The organism is Streptomyces sp. NBC_00597 (assembly GCF_041431095.1).
Taxonomy (GTDB): domain Bacteria; phylum Actinomycetota; class Actinomycetes; order Streptomycetales; family Streptomycetaceae; genus Streptomyces.
In genome coordinates this window covers 4,635,636-4,655,996 of sequence record NZ_CP107757.1, presented here as the reverse complement: position 1 = coordinate 4,655,996, position 20,361 = coordinate 4,635,636, and the positions used below count along the sequence as shown (strand labels likewise).

Annotated in this window: 26 protein-coding genes; 22 read left to right on the top strand and 4 right to left on the bottom strand. The window is 68.9% G+C overall.

All coding sequences use genetic code 11. From position 1 onward, the window contains the following. The first annotated feature begins 30 nt into the window (after positions 1 to 30). Complete coding sequence (locus tag OG974_RS20950; protein ID WP_327284192.1) at positions 31 to 543, top strand: PadR family transcriptional regulator; 513 nt, start codon at positions 31 to 33, stop codon at positions 541 to 543. Between the two features lie 50 nt (positions 544 to 593). Here OG974_RS20950 and OG974_RS20945 read toward each other — a convergent pair whose 3' ends face one another. Both OG974_RS20945 and OG974_RS20940 read right to left on the bottom strand, forming a co-directional pair. After that, positions 594 to 2,015 carry an ATP-binding protein gene (locus OG974_RS20945; RefSeq protein WP_371644064.1) on the bottom strand — a complete coding sequence of 474 codons (1,422 nt, stop codon included), beginning with the start codon at positions 2,013 to 2,015 and terminating at the stop codon, positions 594 to 596. 61 nt (positions 2,016 to 2,076) lie between these two features. After that, on the bottom strand, positions 2,077 to 4,506 hold the full coding sequence (locus OG974_RS20940; RefSeq protein WP_371644063.1) for a helicase-associated domain-containing protein: 2,430 nt from the start codon (positions 4,504 to 4,506) through the stop codon (positions 2,077 to 2,079). 462 nt (positions 4,507 to 4,968) lie between these two features. On the opposite strand from OG974_RS20940, the gene OG974_RS20935 reads away from it, so the two are divergent. From OG974_RS20935 to OG974_RS20905, 7 genes are all read left to right on the top strand, one after another. Then, complete coding sequence (locus tag OG974_RS20935; RefSeq protein WP_327284189.1) at positions 4,969 to 5,253, top strand: hypothetical protein; 285 nt, start codon at positions 4,969 to 4,971, stop codon at positions 5,251 to 5,253. Then, the gene (locus OG974_RS20930) at positions 5,250 to 5,387 is read left to right on the top strand and encodes a hypothetical protein (RefSeq protein WP_327284188.1); all 138 of its coding nucleotides are present in this window, start codon (positions 5,250 to 5,252) and stop codon (positions 5,385 to 5,387) included. The genes OG974_RS20935 and OG974_RS20930 overlap by 4 nt, the downstream gene beginning before the upstream one ends. A 27-nt stretch (positions 5,388 to 5,414) precedes the next feature. Continuing rightward, positions 5,415 to 5,687, top strand: coding sequence for a PIN domain-containing protein (locus OG974_RS20925; protein ID WP_371644060.1), 273 nt, complete (start codon positions 5,415 to 5,417; stop codon positions 5,685 to 5,687). Positions 5,688 to 6,426: 739 nt separating this feature from the next. Then, positions 6,427 to 6,978, top strand: coding sequence for a hypothetical protein (locus tag OG974_RS20920; RefSeq protein WP_371644058.1), 552 nt, complete (start codon positions 6,427 to 6,429; stop codon positions 6,976 to 6,978). Positions 6,979 to 7,002: 24 nt separating this feature from the next. After that, positions 7,003 to 7,368, top strand: a complete 366-nt coding sequence (locus tag OG974_RS20915; RefSeq protein ID WP_371644056.1) for a hypothetical protein — start codon at positions 7,003 to 7,005, stop codon at positions 7,366 to 7,368. Positions 7,369 to 7,550: 182 nt separating this feature from the next. Then, positions 7,551 to 7,997: a GntR family transcriptional regulator gene (locus tag OG974_RS20910; protein WP_371644054.1), complete on the top strand. Its 447-nt coding sequence runs from the start codon at positions 7,551 to 7,553 to the stop codon at positions 7,995 to 7,997. 11 nt (positions 7,998 to 8,008) lie between these two features. Next, positions 8,009 to 8,578 carry an HD domain-containing protein gene (locus OG974_RS20905; RefSeq protein ID WP_371644052.1) on the top strand — a complete coding sequence of 190 codons (570 nt, stop codon included), beginning with the start codon at positions 8,009 to 8,011 and terminating at the stop codon, positions 8,576 to 8,578. Here OG974_RS20905 and OG974_RS20900 read toward each other — a convergent pair. Both OG974_RS20900 and OG974_RS20895 read right to left on the bottom strand, forming a co-directional pair. After that, a complete protein-coding gene (locus OG974_RS20900) occupies positions 8,566 to 9,039 on the bottom strand; it encodes an NUDIX hydrolase (protein WP_371644050.1) in 474 nt (157 codons plus the stop codon). The genes OG974_RS20905 and OG974_RS20900 overlap by 13 nt on opposite strands. After that, positions 9,036 to 9,806 (bottom strand): helix-turn-helix domain-containing protein, encoded by a 771-nt coding sequence (locus tag OG974_RS20895; protein WP_371644048.1) that lies wholly within the window; start codon positions 9,804 to 9,806, stop codon positions 9,036 to 9,038. The genes OG974_RS20900 and OG974_RS20895 overlap by 4 nt, the downstream gene beginning before the upstream one ends. Positions 9,807 to 10,624: 818 nt before the next feature. On the opposite strand from OG974_RS20895, the gene OG974_RS20890 reads away from it, so the two are divergent. The 14 genes from OG974_RS20890 (at position 10,625) to OG974_RS20825 (ending at position 20,035) form a co-directional block, all read left to right on the top strand. Beyond that, positions 10,625 to 10,927 carry a hypothetical protein gene (locus tag OG974_RS20890; RefSeq protein ID WP_371644046.1) on the top strand — a complete coding sequence of 101 codons (303 nt, stop codon included), beginning with the start codon at positions 10,625 to 10,627 and terminating at the stop codon, positions 10,925 to 10,927. Next, complete coding sequence (locus OG974_RS20885; RefSeq protein ID WP_371644044.1) at positions 10,924 to 11,112, top strand: hypothetical protein; 189 nt, start codon at positions 10,924 to 10,926, stop codon at positions 11,110 to 11,112. Before OG974_RS20890 ends, OG974_RS20885 begins: the two co-directional genes overlap by 4 nt. After that, complete coding sequence (locus OG974_RS20880; protein WP_371644043.1) at positions 11,109 to 11,765, top strand: GGDEF domain-containing protein; 657 nt, start codon at positions 11,109 to 11,111, stop codon at positions 11,763 to 11,765. Before OG974_RS20885 ends, OG974_RS20880 begins: the two co-directional genes overlap by 4 nt. After that, positions 11,762 to 12,757 carry a DUF2637 domain-containing protein gene (locus OG974_RS20875; RefSeq protein WP_371644041.1) on the top strand — a complete coding sequence of 332 codons (996 nt, stop codon included), beginning with the start codon at positions 11,762 to 11,764 and terminating at the stop codon, positions 12,755 to 12,757. Before OG974_RS20880 ends, OG974_RS20875 begins: the two co-directional genes overlap by 4 nt. Continuing rightward, the gene (locus tag OG974_RS20870; RefSeq protein ID WP_371644039.1) at positions 12,757 to 13,140 is read left to right on the top strand and encodes an RRQRL motif-containing zinc-binding protein; all 384 of its coding nucleotides are present in this window, start codon (positions 12,757 to 12,759) and stop codon (positions 13,138 to 13,140) included. The genes OG974_RS20875 and OG974_RS20870 overlap by 1 nt, the downstream gene beginning before the upstream one ends. Before the next feature lie 21 nt (positions 13,141 to 13,161). Further along, the gene (locus OG974_RS20865; RefSeq protein ID WP_371644037.1) at positions 13,162 to 13,434 is read left to right on the top strand and encodes a hypothetical protein; all 273 of its coding nucleotides are present in this window, start codon (positions 13,162 to 13,164) and stop codon (positions 13,432 to 13,434) included. Between the two features lie 96 nt (positions 13,435 to 13,530). Then, complete coding sequence (locus tag OG974_RS20860) at positions 13,531 to 15,756, top strand: cell division protein FtsK (protein ID WP_371644035.1); 2,226 nt, start codon at positions 13,531 to 13,533, stop codon at positions 15,754 to 15,756. 152 nt (positions 15,757 to 15,908) lie between these two features. Then, the gene (locus OG974_RS20855) at positions 15,909 to 16,148 is read left to right on the top strand and encodes a hypothetical protein (RefSeq protein ID WP_371644033.1); all 240 of its coding nucleotides are present in this window, start codon (positions 15,909 to 15,911) and stop codon (positions 16,146 to 16,148) included. 32 nt (positions 16,149 to 16,180) lie between these two features. Beyond that, a complete protein-coding gene (locus tag OG974_RS20850) occupies positions 16,181 to 16,375 on the top strand; it encodes a hypothetical protein (RefSeq protein ID WP_030153747.1) in 195 nt (64 codons plus the stop codon). A 12-nt stretch (positions 16,376 to 16,387) separates the two neighbouring features. Then, positions 16,388 to 16,840: a hypothetical protein gene (locus tag OG974_RS20845; RefSeq protein WP_371644031.1), complete on the top strand. Its 453-nt coding sequence runs from the start codon at positions 16,388 to 16,390 to the stop codon at positions 16,838 to 16,840. Positions 16,841 to 16,856: 16 nt separating this feature from the next. Beyond that, entirely contained in the window at positions 16,857 to 17,012 is a 156-nt protein-coding gene (locus OG974_RS20840) for a hypothetical protein (protein ID WP_371644029.1), read from the top strand. Positions 17,013 to 17,016: 4 nt separating this feature from the next. Beyond that, positions 17,017 to 17,526 carry a hypothetical protein gene (locus OG974_RS20835; RefSeq protein ID WP_371644027.1) on the top strand — a complete coding sequence of 170 codons (510 nt, stop codon included), beginning with the start codon at positions 17,017 to 17,019 and terminating at the stop codon, positions 17,524 to 17,526. A 179-nt stretch (positions 17,527 to 17,705) separates the two neighbouring features. Beyond that, complete coding sequence (locus tag OG974_RS20830) at positions 17,706 to 18,557, top strand: bifunctional DNA primase/polymerase (protein ID WP_371644025.1); 852 nt, start codon at positions 17,706 to 17,708, stop codon at positions 18,555 to 18,557. Between the two features lie 2 nt (positions 18,558 to 18,559). Next, entirely contained in the window at positions 18,560 to 20,035 is a 1,476-nt protein-coding gene (locus OG974_RS20825) for an ATP-binding protein (protein ID WP_371644023.1), read from the top strand. Positions 20,036 to 20,361 lie beyond the last annotated feature (326 nt).

The window sequence follows — 20,361 nt, the reverse complement described above, 5'->3', positions numbered from 1 at the left end:
ATGTCAAGACTGGAATGTAAGGTGAGGGGCATGAGCCTTCGACACGCCCTCCTCGGACTCCTGTCAGAGCGCCCGGCCAGCGGTTACGACCTGCTCAAGCGCTTCGAAACCTCGCTGGCCAACGTCTGGCCCGCCACCCAGAGCCAGATGTACACAGAGCTGTCCAAGCTCGCCGACGCCCAAATGATCAGCGTCTCGGCGGAAGGCCCGCGCGGCCGCAAGGAGTACACCCTCACCGACGAGGGCCTGGCGGAACTGCGCCACTGGCTGACCGAGACCAAGCCCCAGCGCAACACCCGTAGCGACATCCTGCTGAGGGTCTTCTTCCTCGGCGTGCTCACTCCCGAGCAGGCGCGGGGCTACCTCACCGAGCTGGCGGAGCTGTCCGAGCAGGAGTACGAGGACCTGCGCCGGCTCGACGCATCCATCGACTGGGGCGACGACACCCTGTCGGTCCACGGCAGGATCGCCCTGGAGTACGGCCTGCGCTTCAACGCGATGCGCCGCGAATGGGCGCAATGGGCCGCGGCCCAGATCCGCTGACGCGGCCGCTGTCCTCGACGCCGCGCGCCCGGTCGGCGTCCGGACCCTGATCAGGCCTTGCGCCAGGCGCCGAGCAGGTCTTCGGGTCCGTACGCCGCCTGGAGCCCGGAACAGGTGGTCCCGTTGCGCGAGACCGCCACGAGCGGTACCGGCTCGTCGGTGATGGCGGCCCGGTGCTTCTGCAGCGCTGCCAGGTCGTGGCTGTCGAACGAAGAGTTCTCCAGCCACTTGACCGAACCGAGGAAGATCAGCTCCTTGGCCACCGGCTGCCGGTCGGCGCCGACCAAGTCGATTTCGACGTCATTGCTACGGGTCCAGTACCCGCCGATCGCGGGGGCGGCGGGCAGGAGCCCGTCCGGTAGGAGGCGGGCGAGGGATTCCCGGACGAGGGGTTCGATCGCACGCCCCCGCCAACTCGTCCACTGCTCCTGGATCCGGCTCAGCGTGAGGTCTCCCCGCATCCGCTCGATCTCCGCCATGTGCGGATCCAGAAACGCGAGCCAGAACCGGAGGTAGGGATCGGCCACGCGGTAGCGGCGTTCCTTCGACGGCCTCAGCGAGAGGGGTAGCTCGGCTGCCACCACCCGTTTCCCGGTCAGGACATCAGTGGCTCGGGTGAGAGTGGTGTGGGCGATACCGCCCGCCGCGCGAGCGATGTTGGTGAAGGTTCTCTCCCCGCTTCCCATGGCCCGTAGGACTTCCCGGCTCATCGCCTGTGGTGGAAACTCCGCGGCCAGTGACCGCTCGGCGGAGACCAGCAGTGCCGAGATCGGGTTGTCCAGCGAGTCGCGGAGGAACTCCCAGACGTCGGCTCCGGGCCGCCACTCTGCACAGATCAGCGGAAGTCCGCCCGTGATCAGGGCGGCGTCGAAGGCGGCCGCCGGCCCGAGCCCGAGCATCTCGCCGATGTCGGCCGGGTTCAGCGGCCCCACGACCATTTCCCGGCCCCGCTGGTGGAAGGGGCGGTCGTAGCCGTTCAGCGCCTCCATCATCGACAGGTCGGATCCGACCAGGAGGAGGAGCACGGGTTTGCGGCTGAGCAGTCGGTCCCATGCCCGCTGGAGCATGCCCTCGAAGGCGTCGATGCGGTCCATGAGGTACGGAACCTCGTCCATGACGACCACGCTCGGGCTGTCGTCGGGAAGGATCTCCGCGAGCAGCCTGAATGCCGCATTCCACTGCTCTGGAGTCTCCTCCGAGAACAGTTCCCGCTCCGGCAGGGTGGATCTGGCGACGGCGTCGAGCAACTCCGTCAGCTCGTCCTCCGCCGTGCCGCCCGCCGCGGTGAAGAACAGATGCGGAACCTCGGTGCGTCGGAGGAACTCTTCGACGAGGCTGGACTTGCCGACCCGCCGCCGTCCACGCATGAGGATGCACTGCCCCGGTTTCACCGACCCGACGGCATGGTGAACCGACTGCAAGGCGTTGCCGAGCACGTTCAGCTCGCGATCCCGCCCGATGAAGCGCCGCATACAAGCCTCCCGCGAGCAATGGTATCGGCAGAGATACTATCGCCGCCGATACCATTCTCGCTCATTCAGGTGCGACGCTCATGACACTGTGGATGCGGGAGAGGGTGAAAACGCGCTCGGCGCCCCGAAGGTGGCACCAGGCTTCGAGGTGGGGCGGATCGAGGTCGAGGCGGCTGAGGGTGCGCACGGTCCGGTTGCCCGAGGTCGCGACGTACTCGACCGTGATGGCCTGACCGGCATCGATGGCATGAGCGAGCTGGCGGACGTCGCTGTACGGAAGGCGTTTCGCCCAACCCGCGAGGATCTCCTCGGTGTCCGTGGCGAAGGGTGCTCCGCCGTCGAGTGGCGCCGGTTCGGGAGCGGCCGGGGCCGCCAGCAGCCGGATCGCCAAGGTGCTCGGGTCGAAGGCGGCGGATTCTTTCGCCGTGCTCGTGGCGATCCGGCCGCCGCCCCTTGCCCTGGAGCCGCGCGGAGCCGGAACGGCAGCCCCGGCCCTTTGAGGCCGGGCCTTTTCGATGCGTACCGTGCCCTCGGCTGTCTCGGCGACGGGGGAGTACCCCTCGGCCCGGAGCGCGGCGAGCGTCGTGTCGAGGGGGCTGCGGCTGATCAGCACTGTCGGCGCCAGCTGTCGTAGTCCGAGCTTGGCGAGCTTGCGGTGGGCAGCGAGTTCGGCGAGTAGTGCGGGCTCGTCGCCGTGGAGGACGCAGGAGGCGGGGGCGATGCGTACACGCCCGTGGCCGCGTGCGGTGTCGGCGATCAGGTACGACAGCGGCTGAGGCAGTGGCCCGGCCGCGACAGCGGCCAGGTCGGCCGTGATGTCCTCGCGGGTGTGGCCGGCGTCCAGAGCCCGGCGGACGCTGCCGGCACTGAACCGCCACACCGACGCCGTGCCGCTGGTCTCCCGGTCCGCGACGGAGTCCAGGAGCGCGGCCAGTCGCGCGGACGGTGTGCCGGTGACGACGGCGGTGAGGTCGGCGCCGATCCGGGCCGTCGAGGTGGCCGAGGGCAGGAGCCGCCGGCACTCGACGCCCAGCCCCTCCGCGTCGCCGGTCCGCAGGTGGATACCGATGGCGGAAAGGGCGCCTCGCGCGAGTACGCCGAGGAGTTCGGCCTCGCGGATCACGGTGGCGAACGGCGGCCCGTCCGGCGACGAGTCCGCGAGGGGGCGGTACCAGGCGATCAGCGGCCCCAGATCCGACGCGACCCCTACGCCCTGCCCTGCCGGGAGCCGCGCGGCCGCGTCCAGCAGCCCGTGGCGGGCCTGCACACAGCCGTTGCAGGGCGGTGCGCCGGTGAGGGCGGGGAGAGCCTTGTTGTCCTCGTCGCGCGCCTGGGTGGGGGTGAGCGACAGGTTCCGCCATGCCTGGAGCAGTACGGCGAACTGCTCCGGGGGTTCCTGCTCCGCCCAGGCGTCGTACGCCTCGGTGGGGGCCACGCGATCGCCGTCCCGGGCCAGCAGGCCGGCGGCATGCGCGGTCTCCAGGGTGAGGCGTACGACGGCGTCGTCGGCCTGGGCCGCCTTGCCGATCCGGGCCAGTTCACGCGCTCCGATCCCACCGGACTTCAGCCGGGCCGGCGCGGTCGTCGAGCAGGCCGACAGGACCGAGGCGGCGTGGGTGGCGAACGCCGCGGCCGCGGCCGACGCCTCGCGGTCCACCTCCGCCGGGGTGACTGACGCCGATCCCGCGGAAGGCGGGACGGGTTGGAACGGCGCGTGCCAGCCGGGCCCGCGCAGCGCGAGCGTCACCTCGGCAGGCATACGGGCCGGGCCGTAGCGGTGGCGGTCCTGGATCAGGAGTCCCCGATCCAGTGCCCATCGAGCGCCCGCTTCGAGATCGGGGCCCGGGCTCCCGAACATGATGAACCGCGCGGGCCCCGCCGGCCCCGCCCCCGCTCGGCCTTCGAGCAGCTTCCGGGTCGCCGCGGGGGCCTTGGCGACCAAGGAGAGGACCCGCTCCGCGTCGCTGTGGTGTTCCACCAGCGCGGCCAGCCGATGCGACTTGCCGCCCGGCGGCTTGACGCCCAGTGCCACAAGCATGCCGCGCAGTTCGTCGGAGGGTGTGCCCGCGAGCAGTTCCTCCAGCGGGGCATCCAGCCCCAGAGGCGCGTCCCACGCCTGCCGCAGGGGCCCGGCCATGCGGAGCTTCTCCGCGCCGTCCGGCCAGACCAGAGCATGATCGGCCAGCGTCTCCAGCACGGCCGCCAGTTCGCGGGCGGTGTCGTCGTCTGCAACTCCCAACAGCTTCGCCAGGGCATCGCGCGAGGCCGGCGCACGCAGCGCCGCCAGCGCTTCGGCGACCTGGAGATGCGGCAGCGCGAGCCGAGGCAGGGCAAGCGCCACCGATCCCGGGCGCTGAAGACGGTCGGCCAGCTCTCCCACCGAGAGCGGCTCCGGAGCGGCCGTGGCGTCCCTCCGCGTCTGGAGCACGCGTACCAGACGACAGCCGTCGAGGCTGCCCAGCCATGTCGCCAGCGTCGATCGGGACTTCATGCCGGGGCACCTCGCGAGATAGCAGGACCATGCCGGCGGGCAGACCCGCCAAGGGTTTCAAGGATGGCCCATCCCAGCGATCCGCAGATGCCGTACGGGAGAGGACTCCCCCCGCTGGTGGTCGCCGACCGCTGCGGTGCGGCGGGAGCGGGGCTGCCCAGTTCCTCGAAATATCCGAATTGGGTGCGTGTGAACGCAACCAGAAATGCAACCAGAGCACGACGAGAAGCCGAGGCGCAGATTGCGGCTCGGCTTCTCGTTTCGCCTGTTCAGGCGGGTGCGGAGGATACGAGATTCGAACTCGTGAGGGGTTGCCCCCCACACGCTTTCCACATGTTCGTAGGGCTGTCCGGTGAGGGTCGTGTCCGTCCTGACCTGCGGCGGAGCGTTCGGTCCAGAACCACCCGGCCTAGGGTGGTCTTCAGGCCTGGGCCCGTGGACCACAGCGTGGAGGAGCCGATCATGAGCACTGCCCCGAATCTGCCGCTCCCGCCGCGCAGGCCTGAGGAGCCTCATCCGCTCCGGGAGATCCGGGAGGTCCGGGAGATCCGGAAGTCCCTGCCCGAGCGGCAGCTCGGGCACTTCGATGCCGAGCTCGCCGACACCGACATCGATGCCCTGCCCGACATGCTTCACCGTTGGGCGACCCTGGGCAGCGACGGGTTTCTCGAACAGCTCGGGGCGGCCCCGTTCGAGGGGCTGGAGTTCGGGCAGCGGTCCTACGACGACGCGGCGGACGGCGAGTGATCTACCTACTCGACACCAACGTGGTCGCCGAGATCACCACCCGGCCGAAGCCTGCCCCGGCCGTCATCGCCCGGGCTCGGTCTGTTCCAGCTCCTGCCCTCTACCTGAGCGTCATCACGATCGCGGAGATCTAGGCGGGCGTCCGGGGAACGCCGGATCTGGTGCGGCGTACCGCTTTCGACCGGGCGCTCGCGGACATCCGTGGTCAGTACCACGACCGGATCGCCACCGTCGGAGAGCGGGAGGCTCTCGCCTACCTCGCTCTTCACCGGAGGCTCAAGAGTGCCGGGACCGCCGGGACCAGCATCGATCCACCCGATGCGCTGATCGCCGCCACCGCGCTGGCGAACGACTGGACGCTGGTGAGCCGCAACATCAAGCATCTGGCGCGATCTGGCGCACTCCTGCTGAACCCTTGGGAGTACGAGGGATAGGCCACCGAAGCCGAAATGTGGCGGATCATCCGGTTGTGCGGCAAGTAGCTGAGACCGGAACGCAGAAGGCCCCGGCCGGTTTCCCGGTCGGGGCCTTCAAGTGCCCGGTGAGGCACTGGCGGAGGATACGAGATTCGAACTCGTGAGGGGTTGCCCCCAACACGCTTTCCAACTGTCCGCATGGCTGTTCACCTGCGTTCACGGGCGTTCGCTCGGCTGCTCAGCAGGGGTGCGTGGACGAAGGTGAACGACGGCGACCGTGAGTGCACTGGACAAAAACTAGGACAACGGGCGGTGGAGCCCGTGACCTCAGACCGCGGCTGCCTGCCGCTGAGCTTGGGCGGTCGTCGGCGAGCTGCTGCTCGGCGGCGGCCGGATCGCCGGCCGGAGCCAGCGGGTAGTCGGGGCTGGGGCCGAGTTGGGGTCAGCGGCCGGGCGGGGCGGCCGGGGTGCCGCCCTCGCAGAGCCGCCCTGATGAGCCAGATCGGAGCGGCCGTCTCGGCGCACTCCGGCGGCGCAGTCGCCTGTGTGGGGTGGATCGATATTTTGTCATCAAGATCTCGCATTCGCATTCTGTTCGGCGAGGGTTCGGATGCGCTGCACGGCCTGGACGGGTAATTCCAAGTGGCGAACCATGGGTGTCCGAGGGAAAATAGAACCGCCGCGCGGCGACGGTTGACGTGCAATCCCTTGTTTTTGCTCCCTTGGAAGTTGCGGTGCGTTCGCGAGGCGGGAACTCATGGGAATATTCCGCGGAAAGGCATCGAATAAGGCCGTCGAGGCGAGCAAGGTAGAGGCGGCTCGCGACGAACTAATTAAGGAGCGTGCTCAGGTCGCCTACAAGGCGGCTATGGACCTGTTCGCTGCACAGGACCGAACGGCGTCGAACCTTCGAACAAGGGTAAGCGGTATTTTTGCAACCTCGGCCTTTGTGGTCACATTCTCGTCGTCCGTTCGCCTTGTCGGCAATGATCCCAGCAAGGGCCTTCCATTCCCGTTCTGGGCTGCAGTTACCCTATTTGCCGTCATTGCGGTTCAGGGCATTCTCGTGATGCTGGTTCTGTGGCCCACACGATGGAGCTTTGGTCACAGCGTGTACGCCATGGTCAATCCCTCACTAGATGATGCAGATCGCGCCCCTGTAAATCGCCAACTGGTGGAATCGCTTGTAGATGGCCTGAATCGCAACAAAGTGAAGATAACCAGGATGGGCTGGCTCTATAGGGGTGCGATATTTCTACTCCTGGTTGAAGTCTCTGTGATCCTTGCGGCAATAATCTCTGCCTCTTAGTGACCCATTCCCCCTGGAGTGGAAATGAACGAGAAGTCGGGAAATGGCAAAGAGCATGAATGGGACAGTGTTGTCGAGCGAGGGGGAGCTGACGAGACACGGAGTGATATGGCAGAGGAACCGTCGGGCGAGGAGCATGAATGGGTTACGGGCGTGGTTGTGATGGGGTCCGACGTCGATTCCGCGTTGGTTTCGGACGTTCTGCATCAGCAGGGAATTGATGTGGAGTCAGTTTATGACGTGCCGCGAATGGCAGGCCAGGTGAGTGAGGTTCACGTAACGCTGGCCGAGCTGACTGCACAGATCGGACAACTGGCCCAAGCCGTAGAGGGGCTGGTAAACGCCCTTAAAGATGCTCGGGTTCGCCTGGAGATGGGCGAGCGCGAATGAGAGTCTGGACGGTGGTTAGTCGAGTTCCGCGCAGGCTGATCCGCCCGAGTCGGACTACGTGTTCACCAAGCCGCTGGGTGGACCGCTTGAGCCCCAACACGGACCACCACGACCTGAAGCTCGGGTGCCGAGCCCCGTGGCACCCTTGGCAGCGAGAAACTGCGAGAGCGAGAGGAGCCCACGTGTCGGAGGCCAGTCCACGCGGAACCTACCTGGCTATTTCGGAGGCACTGCGCAGGGGGATCGAAGAGGGCGAGATCGTTGACGCGCTGCCGTCTGAGGCTGATCTCGTCAGCCTGCACGGGGTCTCCCGCAACACGATCCGCCGCGCGCTGAAGGTCCTCGAAACTGAGGGTGTGCTTCAGTCCGCGCCAGGCAAGGGCTGGAGTGTTTCACGGGGTGGCGACCGTCGATCCCTCGTGGAGCGGATGACTGACGTGATCGCAGAGGATTCGCTGGCGGTCGGTGACGCCTACCCGTCCGAAGCCAAACTCTGCGAGCGCTTCGACGTATCCCGCACGGCCGTACGCCGTGCCATTGCCCAGATGGAGGGAACAGGCTTGCTCGACACTGTCCACGGCAAGGGGCGCACCGTACGCGCCCTCCCCACTCAGACCGGCCGGCCGTAGCCTTGGCCGTCATGGGACTGACTACGTGGGCGTACTCGCTCTCCGAATCGCTGCTGTCTGATCCGCTGCCGCGCCGATGGGTGCACTCGCTCGGGGTCGCCGACCGCGCCCGCTCCCTGGGCCCGATCCTCAGCGCCGATGGGGAGCTGCTGGAAGCAGCCGCGGTGCTCCATGACATCGGCTACTCGCCGAGCCTCGCCACCACAGGCTTTCACCCGCTGGACGGGGCCCGCTTCCTCCGGGACCAGGAGGGCGCGGACGAACGGGTTGTCCGCCTCGTGGCCCATCACTCCTGCGCCCTCCTGGAGGCCGAAGAGCGAGGACTCAGGCAGGAGCTGGAGAGCGAATTCGAGCTGGAGCGACCCGACCTCGTGGACGCGCTGCTGTTCTGCGACATGACGACTACGCCGGACGGGCTCCACACCACGCCGGCGCGACGGCTGGCCGAGATCGTGGAGCGGTATGGGCCGGACACGATCGTCGGTCGCTTCATCCAGCGGGCGGCACCGGAGATCCACGCAGCCGCGGAGCGGGTGGAGTCCCGTATGGCCAAGGTGGCCGCCGGAGATCAGCCGATGTAGGGCTCAGGCCGGGAGTCGTCCAGGCCGTGCTGGATGCGCAGCCGCATGGACGGGTGGATGTCCAGGTCGTCGAGGTCAGCCGGATCCATCCAGCGGACCTCTTTCGACTCGCTGCTCGTCCGAAGTGAACCGCCGGTCGGGTGGGCGCGGAAGCAGATCGAGAATTGCTGCCGCACCTCGCCGTCGTCGTACGCGAGCACGTGCTGAGGGTCGGTGTAGAGCCCCACGATGCCGTCGATCTCGACCGTGATCCCCGTTTCCTCCTCCACCTCCCGCATGACCGTGTCGCCGATGCTCTCGCCGATGTCGTGGCCGCCTCCGGGGAGCGCCCACAGGTCGTTGTCGGTCTTGTGGATGATGAGCAGCCGTCCGGCGTCGTCACGGACGACCGCGGTCACCGAGGGGACGACGGAGTTGGCCGTCGGCGCGTTGGGGTCGCGGAAGTAGTCGATTCGGCTCATGCGTGCGGACCTCCGAAGTCGACGGGTGATGCGATGGGCCTGGCTGCTTCCCAGACCCGTTCGATGCTCTCAGCGTACGCATCGAACAGTTCACCCCCTGGCACCCGCTGGATGTGCAGGACCGGGGCCATGTACGCGCCGACCCCGTACAGGTGGCCGTTGGCCAGCATCTCGTCATCAGCCCGGTAGATCGAGTTGTAAAGGGTGGTGGCATGCAGCCTGAACTCGACCCCGGGGAGTCCGAAGAGGGGCCCGTAGTTGACGAGGGCGTTCCGAACCTTGCTGGCCATGGCGGATCCGATGCCCTCATCAGCCCCGCGCACCGCGACGGCCGCGCTCTCCGGTTCGCCGAGCATGAAGCGGATGGAGACGCCGGCCGCTGACTTCTCCTTCACGACCTGGTGGAACGCGGGGTCTTCGGTGAGCCAGAAGCCGGAGTAGACGAGGACGTCGAAGTGCTGCTTCGCCTTCGCATAGAGCTGTGGCCACAGGCGATTCGGTACGACGGAGCGGTGTGGGTACAGCTTGATCAGCTCTGCATTGCCCGCCTCTGTCACCTCGACAGATGTCCGTTCCTCCGGCCAGAGGTAGGACATCTCGCACTGAAGCAGCGATGCGGCGGCGTACTGGAAGCGGCGGTAGGGCTTGCGCTTCGGATCACCGATCCAGCGCTCCACCGTCTTCGCCGACACCCCTAGGCGTGCCCCTACTTGATCGAGCGTCAGGCCGCTCTCAATGATCGCGCCGCGCAGTCGTTCGTTGGCCATGCCGTGGTCTCCCCCCTGGGACGACTTGGTGCGACTTCACCGTAGCGAAGTCGTCCACAAGTCGTACATGTGCGGGGTCGATCGTCTTCGGCCCTGAGGCCAATCTGTAAGCAGATCGAGCGAGGGACTCGCAGAACCCCAAACAGCCGAAGGGCTTGACGGAGCGAACCCTTCTCTGCAAGATGAGGAACACGTAATACATGTTCCTCATGGAGCGCCCGGAGGAAAGCCCGAGGGGGTGAGTACGAAGGCAGCGTCCGTTCCTTAAGAACTCAACAGCGTGCCAAGCGAAACGAGACGGGGCGTAACCCCCGTCCCCATGGCGACGGGTTGTCGTCGGCGGCAACACCTTTTCTTGCGTGCTGGCTCTGGAGAACACCCTTCGGGGTGCCACCTGGTACGCGCCGCCCTGCTGGCGTCAGAGCAGTGACGATGACGCACCCGACTCTCAGGCTCGGGACCGGAACGCCGTGGCAACGGTGCGCCGGCGAAGCCTCGCCCCTCCCACTCGGAGGCTGCTGTTATCCACCGACATCTACGGGCGCTGGCCGTACTGGACCGGTACCGCCAGCCGCGCCCCCCGCGTCACCGCTCAACCGCCGTGCGAGGCGGCTCCGGGCTTCACCGCCCGGTCCCGCCCGCACGGCCCGCTCATCCTTCCGCAGTGCTCACAGTGCCGCGGCCGGTTGCCTCCCCCGCCCGTCACGTACGGGCGGGGTGGAGGGGAGCCGCGCAGTTCGGGCTCCACCCCGGGGCTGGTCGCCTCTCACCAAAGACCGCGACCGCCTCGGCATCCCTTCGACTTCAGGAGATCAGTGATGCGTGCGTACATCGGCGGCCAGGAAGCCGTCAGCGTCAATGAGTTCATCGAGCTGGCCTTGGGCACTCCGCTTGAGCTGTGGATCGGGGTGGAGGGGGAGAGTGAGGAGGAGCGTGCGGCCCGCCAGGATGCGGCCCGCGACATCCTCGCCGAGTACCCCAGCCTGCCGGACGACGTGAGCCGGGTCGCCGCGCAGGTGATCGAGGCCAACGCGCCGGAGCTGTTCAACGTCGTCCCGCTGATGCGGCGGCCCGCCGGCCGTCGCCTGGCCGGCAAGGGTGGCAGGGGGGCCGCGGCATGAGCGCCAACCCTCGCCGCAGTCTCGACCAGTACCTGATCTGGGCCGGTTCGCTGACCGTGCTTGTTGGCGTCCCGGGCGCCGTGGCGATGCACGAGGCGTGGCTACTGCTGGCCGCGGGGATCGGCTGGTGCGTTCAGCACGTCGGTTGGGCCCGTCACAACTGCCGGATCGGCGGTGCGTCGTGACCCAGACCCTCACCGCTCTGTCCGCCGCGCTGCCGCTCGCGGCCGGATGGTCCCTGCACAGCCTGCGCCTGCGCCGCCGGATCGAGACCGCCCGCCGAGACCCACTCACCGGCCTGCTGACCCGCGACGCGTTCGCCGAGCGCGCCGCGCGGATGCTGGTCCGGGGGCGGAGCGCGGTTTACGTCATCGACCTCGACAGGTTCAAGGAGATCAACGACACCCACGGCCACGCTGCCGGGGACGCTGTGCTCCGTGCCACCGGGGAGCGCCTGAGCCGCTGGGCCGCAGACAACGCGGGCACGGTTGTCCGCCTCGGCGGGGACGAGTTCGCCGCCGTGGCCCCTGTGTTCAGCCGCGAGGACCTGCTCTGGACGCTGACAGAGCTGACCGAGGTGCTCGAGGAGGCTGTTCACACCGACGGCCACGTGTTCACGGTGGGCGCTTCCGTCGGCGCGGTTGCCTATGACCCGGCTACGGATGCTGCCGATGTGTCGGCGCTGCTGCGGCTGGCGGATGAGCAGATGTACCGGGCCAAGCGCGGCGGGGCCCCGTGGATGAACGCCCTGCACCTGACCCCGGAACAGGCGACGGTCAACGGTCGCCGTGCCGGCCGCCGCGGTGCCGCGACCAGCGGGACGGAGAAGGCCGCATGAACGATGTTCAGATCCGTTCAGCGGAACGCGCGCTGTCTGTCGGCACGTGGCTGATCGTGTCCGGGGCGATGCTGTACTCCGTCCTCACGGTCACTCCGCTGATGACCGCGCACACTCCGGCCGAGTGGCGCTGGACCGCCCCGATCCTGCCCCTGGTAGTGGATGCGGCGGTAGTGATCGTGGTCCGCCTCGACTCCGTTCTGGCCCGCCTTGGCGGGCACGGCGGGCGGTGGCCGATCGCGCTGCGCTGGATGACCGGGGGCATGACCCTGGCCCTGAACGTCGCGGACTCTGCTCTGCAAGGAGACCTGGTCGGGGTCTCGGTCCACTCCGTCGCCCCGCTCCTGCTGATCGTCACCGCTGAGACCGGACTCGCCTACCGGCGGGCCATCACCGCCGCCATGAACGCCCTGAAGGCAGAGCAGCGGGCCGAGCGGGAAGCGCGTCAGCAGGCCGTCTTCGACCGTGAGGAGCGGGCGGAGCGGCGCGAGCGTGAGCGGCGCGAGCACGAGGCCGGGCTGGCCCGTGAACAGCGTGACCATGAGGAGCGTCTGGCCCGTGAACGCGCTGAACACGAGGAGCGGGTACGGCGTGAGGAGCGGGAGCGGGAAGAGGCCCGCGAAGCCCAGGAGCGGGAAGAGCGTGAACGCGTCCAGCGCGAGCGTGAACACGAACAGCAGCAGCGTGAACGCCGTGAACGTGAAGAGGCCCAGCGGCGCGAGCAGCAGAAGCGCGACCGGGCCGAGCGTGAACGCCGTGAACATGTCCAGCGGGCAGAGCAGGCGGAGCGTGAACGTGCCGCCCTGCTGGCCGCCGGCCCCGCCACCGAGAAGCTGCCCGAGGACCGGGCCCGCCAGATCGTGCTCGCCGCCTACTCGGCCGAGCTGCCCGTGCGGGCCGCAGCCGAGCTGACCGGCTGGTCCCTCGGATGGGTCTCCTCCCGCTACAGCGAACTGCGTCAGAGCCCGCCTGAGGCTGCGAGGGCCGCCTGATGTCGGCGCTGACGTTCGCCAAGTGCTACGACCCGGACGGCATCGGATTCGGGATCCCGACCTACCCATGGCGCCTGGCCCCCGAGGGCCTGGCCACCCGTCGGCAGCTTCGCGCCGAGGGGCTGCGCCCTGGTGGCCAGCCGGTGGCCGCGCAGCTGCTGCGGCCCCGGTTCCGCCGTGAACCGCTGGTGGCCTACCTCTACCGGATCGACTGGGCCAAGCCGGTTCGGCCGATGACCTCACGCAAGTGGGGCGCGCTCGCTCTGGCGATGCTCGCCCGCCGCACCTGCCCCACCTGCCAGACCGACGCCGGATACGTCATCCCGGCCTCGCTCGGCATGTGCGTGCCCTGCGCCTACACCGAAGAACAGCGCGCCGCCTGAACCCCTTCGAAGGAGCAAGCCATGCCTCCCGTCACTCTCCACACCCTGATGTCCCGTACCGGCCAGACCCACACCGTGCGCTGGCGCCCCGAGCGGGTGACCGCCAGCACGGCCCGCCAGCTGATCCGCCGCGGGCGCCGCGCCAATGCGGCCGTCCACGTCTACGAGACCACCGACCGCGCGGGCACGGCCCTGCACATTGCCCACGTCCACTTCGGCCCGGAGCTCTACGACGGGGTGGACTTTGTCACCGACATCTACGAGATCCCCACCGAGGCCCTGACCAGCCTCTGAACCGCACGGATCACGTCGTGCGGGGCCCGGACGGTCGGCCGTCCAAAGCGCCGTCCGGGCCCCATTCCACAACTCCACACAGGGAGCAGACCCATCGTGTCTGAGATCCACGTCATCGAGCAGCCGGACGAAGAGCCGGACAGCACGCAGAACCCCACCGGGTCGGCATCGGTACTGCCGTTCCCGACCAAGAAGACCAAGGCCGCCCCGATCGGCCCGGGCGAGGCCCGGCCGGGGGAGTGGGAGGCAGAACTCCCCGACGACCAACCGGACGACAACGGCGAGGCGGCCGAGGGCGATCCGGTGGACCCGCCCAAGCACGAGTTCCCGCCCTCGATCGCCGAGGTGATCGAGGCCAAGGACAAGGCCCGCCGCCCGGTGCTCCCGGACTGGCTGACCAGCGCCAAGCAGCGCGCGGCCGTCGCCAGGTGGGCCGCCGGCCACTACGGCCAGACCACCGCATTCCACCTGGTACGGACCCCGGTCTACTCCGCGAAGCTCCTGGCCTACGCCCCGCGCGGCGCCTTCCGCTGGATCGGAGCGTCCGGCCGGTGGGTCTCCGACGCCGAGGGTCTCCCGGTCCGCCTCGCCGCCGTCCGCACGGAGGACGCGGGCGAGTACCTCAAGCTCTCCCGGCAGCGGGACGCACGGGTCAAGCTGCGCGGGATCATCGCCACCCTGGCCAGCGTGATCGGCCTCGGCGCGGCCCTGGCCATGTGGGTGCTGGCCCCGGACTGGCTGCTCACGTTGGCCCTGATCGCTCTCACCGGAGCCCTCGGGTGGGCAGGCGCGCCGGCGGACCGGCCGCTGATCGACGCGGCCAAGGTCAAGTTCCGCCACCGCAAGCTCACCTCCGACATCGTCACCCGCGCCTTCCTCGCCGCCGGACTAACGAAGCCCGACCAGGGCATCGCGTTCCCGCAGCCCATCCGCCAGGACGGCGACGGCTGGCGCGTCGTCGTGGACCTCCCGTACGGCAAGACGTTCTCCGACGCGGTCAAGAAGCGCGACGCACTCGCGTCGGGTATCGACGTGGCCGAGACACAGGTGTTCCTGGACCGCGATACGACCAGCTCACGGCGCGTCTCCATGTGGGTGGCCAACCGCGACCCGCTCGCCGTCCCCACCGGCCGCACCCCGCTCCTCGGCGCAGACCGCGTGGACTTCTGGAAGCCGTTCCCCTGGGGCCTGGACGAGCGCGGCACCGTGGTCGAGATCAGCATGCTGTGGCTCTCGCTCTTGGTCGGCGCCGTCCCGAGGCAGGGCAAGACGTTCTCCGCCCGCACCATCGCGCTCGCCGCAGCGCTGGACCCGTACGTGCGCCTGTACGTGTTCGACGGCAAGGCGTCCCCGGACTGGCGGAAGTTCTCGATGGTCGCCCACCGCGTCGGCTTCGGCACCGTGCCGCAGGGCGGGGTGGATCCGGTCATGCACCTGGTCAACTCGCTTCAGGAGCTCAAGGCCGATGTGGAGGACCGCTACCACCGGCTCTCGGAACTGCCGCTGCACGTGTGCCCGGAGGGCAAGCTCACCCCAGCCATCTCGCGGGACAAGAAGTACGACATGCCGCTCGTGCTGTTCGTGGTGGATGAGGTGCAGGAGTACTTGATGCACCCGGTCCACGGGAAGACCATCCTTGACTTGCTGGTCTTCCTCGCCCGCGTCGCGCCTGCGGTCGGTGTCTCGGTGATGACCGCGACGCAGAAGCCTGACGACACTGCCTGCCCGTCCGTGCTCCGCGACCAGCACCAGGCCCGGTTCGCGCTGCGGGTCGGTGCCTACCAGGTCTCGGAGACCATCCTCGGCGCCGGATCGTACGGTGAGGGCCTGGACGCCTCCCGACTGCTCAAGTCCCACAAGGGCGTTGGCTTGCTCAAGGGCATGTCCGACGACGCAGGGATCGTCCGCACCTACCTCGCCGATGGCCGCGACGCGGAGACCATCCTCACCCGCGCCCAGACCCTGCGCGATGCGGAGGGCACGCTCACCGGCGACGCCGCCGGAGAGGCGCCGGCCGATGGCGCGCTCGCCTCGATCCTGGACGACGTGGCCGCCGTGGTCGGCAAGGGCGAAACCAAGATCTGGTCCGAGACCATCGTGGACCGCCTCGCCCAGCACCGGCCCGAGGTCTACGGGCCGTGGGCCGAGATGGAGCCCAAGCGCAAGGCCGAACAGCTCACCAACGCGCTCAAGCCGTACGGCATCGGCACCGAGCAGATCAGCCGCCGCATTGACGGAGCTCAGGTGAACAAGCGCGGCATCCTCCGCGCCGCCCTCCTCAAGGCGATTACGGAGCGCAACAAGAAGCGGGACGCGAACTAGCCCGGAAAGGCCGCTACCGGTAGCAGGACGACTCGCTACCGGTAGCGACCCCGCTAGCGACCCAAACGGTCCCTGATCAGGTCGCTAGCAAGTAGCGGCTCACCTGCGAAAACGCTGAAATCCCGCTCTGGAGGCCCCTTGTGACTCTCTCCATGCTCGCTGTCGCCCTCTGCCTGTTGCTCACGCTCGGTTACGCCGGGGTGTGTGCGGCCTCGCCGTTCGGGCGATGCCGCAAGTGCGACGGGCTCGGCTTCGCTCTCAAGCACGACCGCAAGGGCAAGCCCAAGCGCGGCAAGCACTGCTGCCGCTGCGACGGCCACGGCATCCGCATACGCATCGGCCGCCACCTCTGGAACCTGTGGGCCCGCACCTACCGCAACGGCACCCGCTGACCCTCCCCACCACCTCTCCGACTGGAGCACCCATGGGCTTCACCATCTCCGCCGTCCTGCTCTTCGGCATCGCCTCGTTCTTCGTCCTCAAGACCAAGGCCGCCGGAGCCGGGGCCGCGATCGTCCTGTTCCTCTTCGGCTTCTTCACCGCCGGGACCGGCGCCTACGAGCCCATCACCAACCTCGTGCAGTCCGCCGCCACCGCCCTCACCGACATCGCCGAGTAGGGAGACACCGCCGTGAACCACCACGACCCCGCCCGCGGGGAGACCACCGAGGAGACCTACCACCCCGTCCCCCTCACCCCGACCTACCCGTCCGTCCCCGCCCAGCAGCCGCACTTCCTGCCGGATGTCCGGACGATCCAGCTTCCCGACGGTCGCATCATCACCGGCTACGCCATCGCCCCCGCCAAGGCCCCGGAGCCCATCGCAGAGCGACCGGCCATCAACCCGCTCGCCGTCAACATCGCCCTAGGCGGCATCGGCTTCGCCGCCGCCTGCGGTGGCCTGATGCTCCTGACCACCTTCATCGCCGCCCTGGCCGCGTTCATCCATCAGCTCATCGTCCTGGCCGCCGTCATCTTCGGCGGCTTCATCGCCACCCAAGCCCTCGGCACCAACCGCGGCACGGGCGGAACGGTCGTCAACATCCGCCGGGCCGTGATCAAGCGCAACCACTTCCACCACTGACCCAAGGAGCAACCACATGGACATCGACCCCCACGAGGTCGTGAGCGTGGAGATGGACTGGGACCTCCTCGAGCACCCGTACACCCGCCGCGTCACCCGTCTTCAGCTGGGCGAACTCCTGCTCCAGCAGGACGACATGGCCGACCAGACGGAAGCCGAAGAGGAGAACTGACGCCATGTTCGAGATCCGCGTCATCTGCACCCCCACTGATGCCCCCGAGATCACCAAGGCCCTCGCCGAGACGTTCACGACCGGCCCGGTTCGCCAGTACCCCACCCGCGACGGCGACCGCGTCCGCGTGTACGTCACCGCTGAGCAGCGCCCCAGTCACTGGCCGGCACCCGAGACCGCGTACGCCAAGGCCCCCAGCATCATCAGCGAGATCGGCTGGACCGCACGCGGGGCCCGGGACTGTCTGCACGGCATCCAGGTACGCGAGTTCTGGCTCCGTAAGGCCGCGCTCCTGGACCGCATCGCCCTGGACGACGAGCGCCACCGCGTCCCTGGAGATGCCGCGATCCTCGCGCTCGAAGCGGCCCGGCGGCTGATGGAGCTGGACGACGCCGCCGGGCTCGGCCCCAGCGGCTACGCGGACGGTCCGTACACCCCGGACCACCCCGACAGCGTCCGTGAGCCCCGCGGTTACGTCCGCCAGGAGTACGCCATCTGGATCGGCAAGCAGTAGCTGTGCCCGGGGCGGTCGCCTCTCACCAAAGACCGCGACCGCCCCGGCTCTCCGTCCCTTCGACAGAAACAGGAGACCACCAGCATGACCCACCCCATCGGCATTCCGCGAGAGGCCACCGTCCGGCCCCCTCGCCTGCTGGCTTTGTCCGCCGACTACAGCGGCATCAGGAGCGCGGCATGAGCGTGCCGACGAACGCACGAGGACCGCTGCGTACGGCGCTCTGGCTAGCGCAGATCGGCCTGCCCGTGCTGCCGTTGCGGGAGGGGAAGGAGCCGTTCGGGAACTGCCCGGCCTGCACCCGCTCGGCGTGCGGGGACCGACCTCACATGAAGGCGGCTGGCCCCTGCCAGTGCCCGGCTCCCTGCCACGCCTGGGGCGCCGCCACCACCGACCCGGACGTCCTCACCGGCCCAGCCTGGGCCCGCGCCTGGCGTCAGGCCGGGGCCGTCGCCTACCACCCGGGCGGTGCCGGTCTGACCGTGGTGGACCTGGACGACGCCGAAGCCGTCGCCTGGGCCCGGGAGAACCTCCCCGCCACCAAGGTCGTGCCGACGACGCGGGGCGAGCACTGGATCTATAGGGGCGCCACGCAGTCGATGAACGGGGTCCGCCCCGGGGTCGACGTGAAGTCCACGATGTCCTACGTCCGCTGGCGCGGCCCCGGCGCCGGAACCATGGCCGTGCTGCCGGACGTCGTGCGCGCGCTCGTGGTGAAGGAACCCACCGCAAGGCGGGCCCACCCCGTCATCGTGGCGATGCCGGCCGGGGGCGGGCAGTGCCCGCACCGCTCGCCCGTCTACCTGGAACGGGGGATTGCCATGGCCGAGCAGCGCATCACCGGGGCCCGCGAGGCCATCCACAAGACCGTGTACCGCACGTTCCTCGCAGTGCTGTCCGCCCACGGCCGGTGCGGCTGCCTCACCGAGGCCCACAGCGCGCGCCTGTTCACCGCCGCACAAGCCAAGGGCGAGTCCGCGCGCCACTGCGAGGACGCCTGGGACAACGCTCGCACGAAGCTGGGGCTGTGACCATGGCCGACGACGAAAAGAACCCGGCCCGGCAGATCATCACCGACTACGCGCAGGACCACTTCCGGTATTTCCGCACCACCGAAGGCACCGTGTACGCGCAGAGGAACGGCCACCCCGTCGCGCGCCCGATCCGCTCCCAGGGCACGACCGGCAGCCATCGCCAGGAACTCATGGTCGGCCTTTACAACGACGGGGTCGGCTCCTTCAACGGCACCGCGCTCAAGGAGGCCTTGGACTTGATCGAAGCACTCGCCCTCAGCCAGGACGTTCAGGCCACCCACATCCGGGTCGCCCCCGGATTCGACGGCGCGACCTGGCTCGACCTGGGCCGCGACGACGGCCAGTCCGTCCGCATCCACCCCACCGGCTGGGACATCCGCACCCCCGACCCGCGAGAGGTCTGCTGGCGACGCACCCAACTCACCGGCGAACTGCCCCTCCCCGAGAAGGACACCGACGGCAAGGGCATCGACGCTCTGCTGCGGCTGTGCAACTTCGCGAGCGCTGAGAGCGAGTGCCTGGCCATCGCCTGGGTGATCGGCTGCCTGGAGCCGTCCGTGCCCGTCCCCGCCCCGTTCCTCACCGGCCCCCAGGGCGCGGGGAAGTCCACCGCGGCTCGCATGCTGATGCGGATCGTGGAGGGCATGACCGGTGACCTTCGCCGGGCCCCGAAGGACGAAGAGAACCTGATCACGGCCGTGGCCGCCGGATGGATCACCGCCCTGGACAACCTCTCACACCTGCCCCCGGACCTGTCCGACTTGATGTGCTGCATCGTGACCGGGGCCGAGAGCATCAAGCGGGCGCTGTTCAGCGACGGCGACGTCTACCGCTCCCGCTACCGCCGGCCCCTGCTGCTGACCGGCATCGACGTGGGCGTCATCCGTCCCGACCTCGCCGAACGCCTCTTGCCCCTGCGCCTGGAACGGCCCCGGGTGCGTCGCACCGAGGCGGAGCTGTGGGCGGAGTACGCGCAGGTGCTGCCGGTCATCCTCGGCTCCCTCCTGGACCTCACCGTCAAGGTCCGGGCCGCCGACGCCGACATCCCCGCCGACCTGCGCATGGCCGACTTCGCGCACCTGTGCGCGCAGCTCGACTCCGCGAGCGGCTTCGGGTCCCTGAACGCCTACAGGGCGGGCCTGGACGAGCTGAACGACGACGTGATCGAGGGTGACCTCCTGGCGCAGGCCGTTCTCAAGCACGCCGCCGGCGCCGAGCCTGGCGAGGAGGTCCGGATGACGTCGGCGGAGTGGCTGCACGCCGTCACCCAGCTCTACACAGGCGAGGACTTCCGGCCCCTGCCCAAAGGGTGGCCCACCACCGGCAAGGTCTTCTCCGACCGCCTCAAGCGCCTCCAACCCACCCTCGCTGCCCGCGGCGTCCTCGTCGATTGGGGCCGCACCAAAGCGGCCCGCTACATCGCGATGACTCGACCGGCCCCCGAGCCGCCAGGCCGACAGGAAGCAGCGTTCTGACCCGCGCCCCGAAGGTCGCACCCGTACGAGCAAGAGGAGCACGCCCGCGCCGTGGCCGGGGGTGCTCCTCTTGCCTGTCCGGCGGCTTGCCGCCGCTGCAAAGGTCGTGCCGCGCAGCGGCCCGTTCTTCGTCTTGAGCGGAGCGCACCACAACAGAAACCACCCCCGTCTTTTTCCTAAGAGAAGAGATGCTGCGTCACCCGCGTCACCACAGGCCCCAAAACCGACTGTGACCTGCACATACAGGGGTGACGCAGACGGCCAACGGCTGCGTCACCCTGCGTCACCTGCGTCACCTCCTCCGACACCTGAAGACGCGGGGTGAC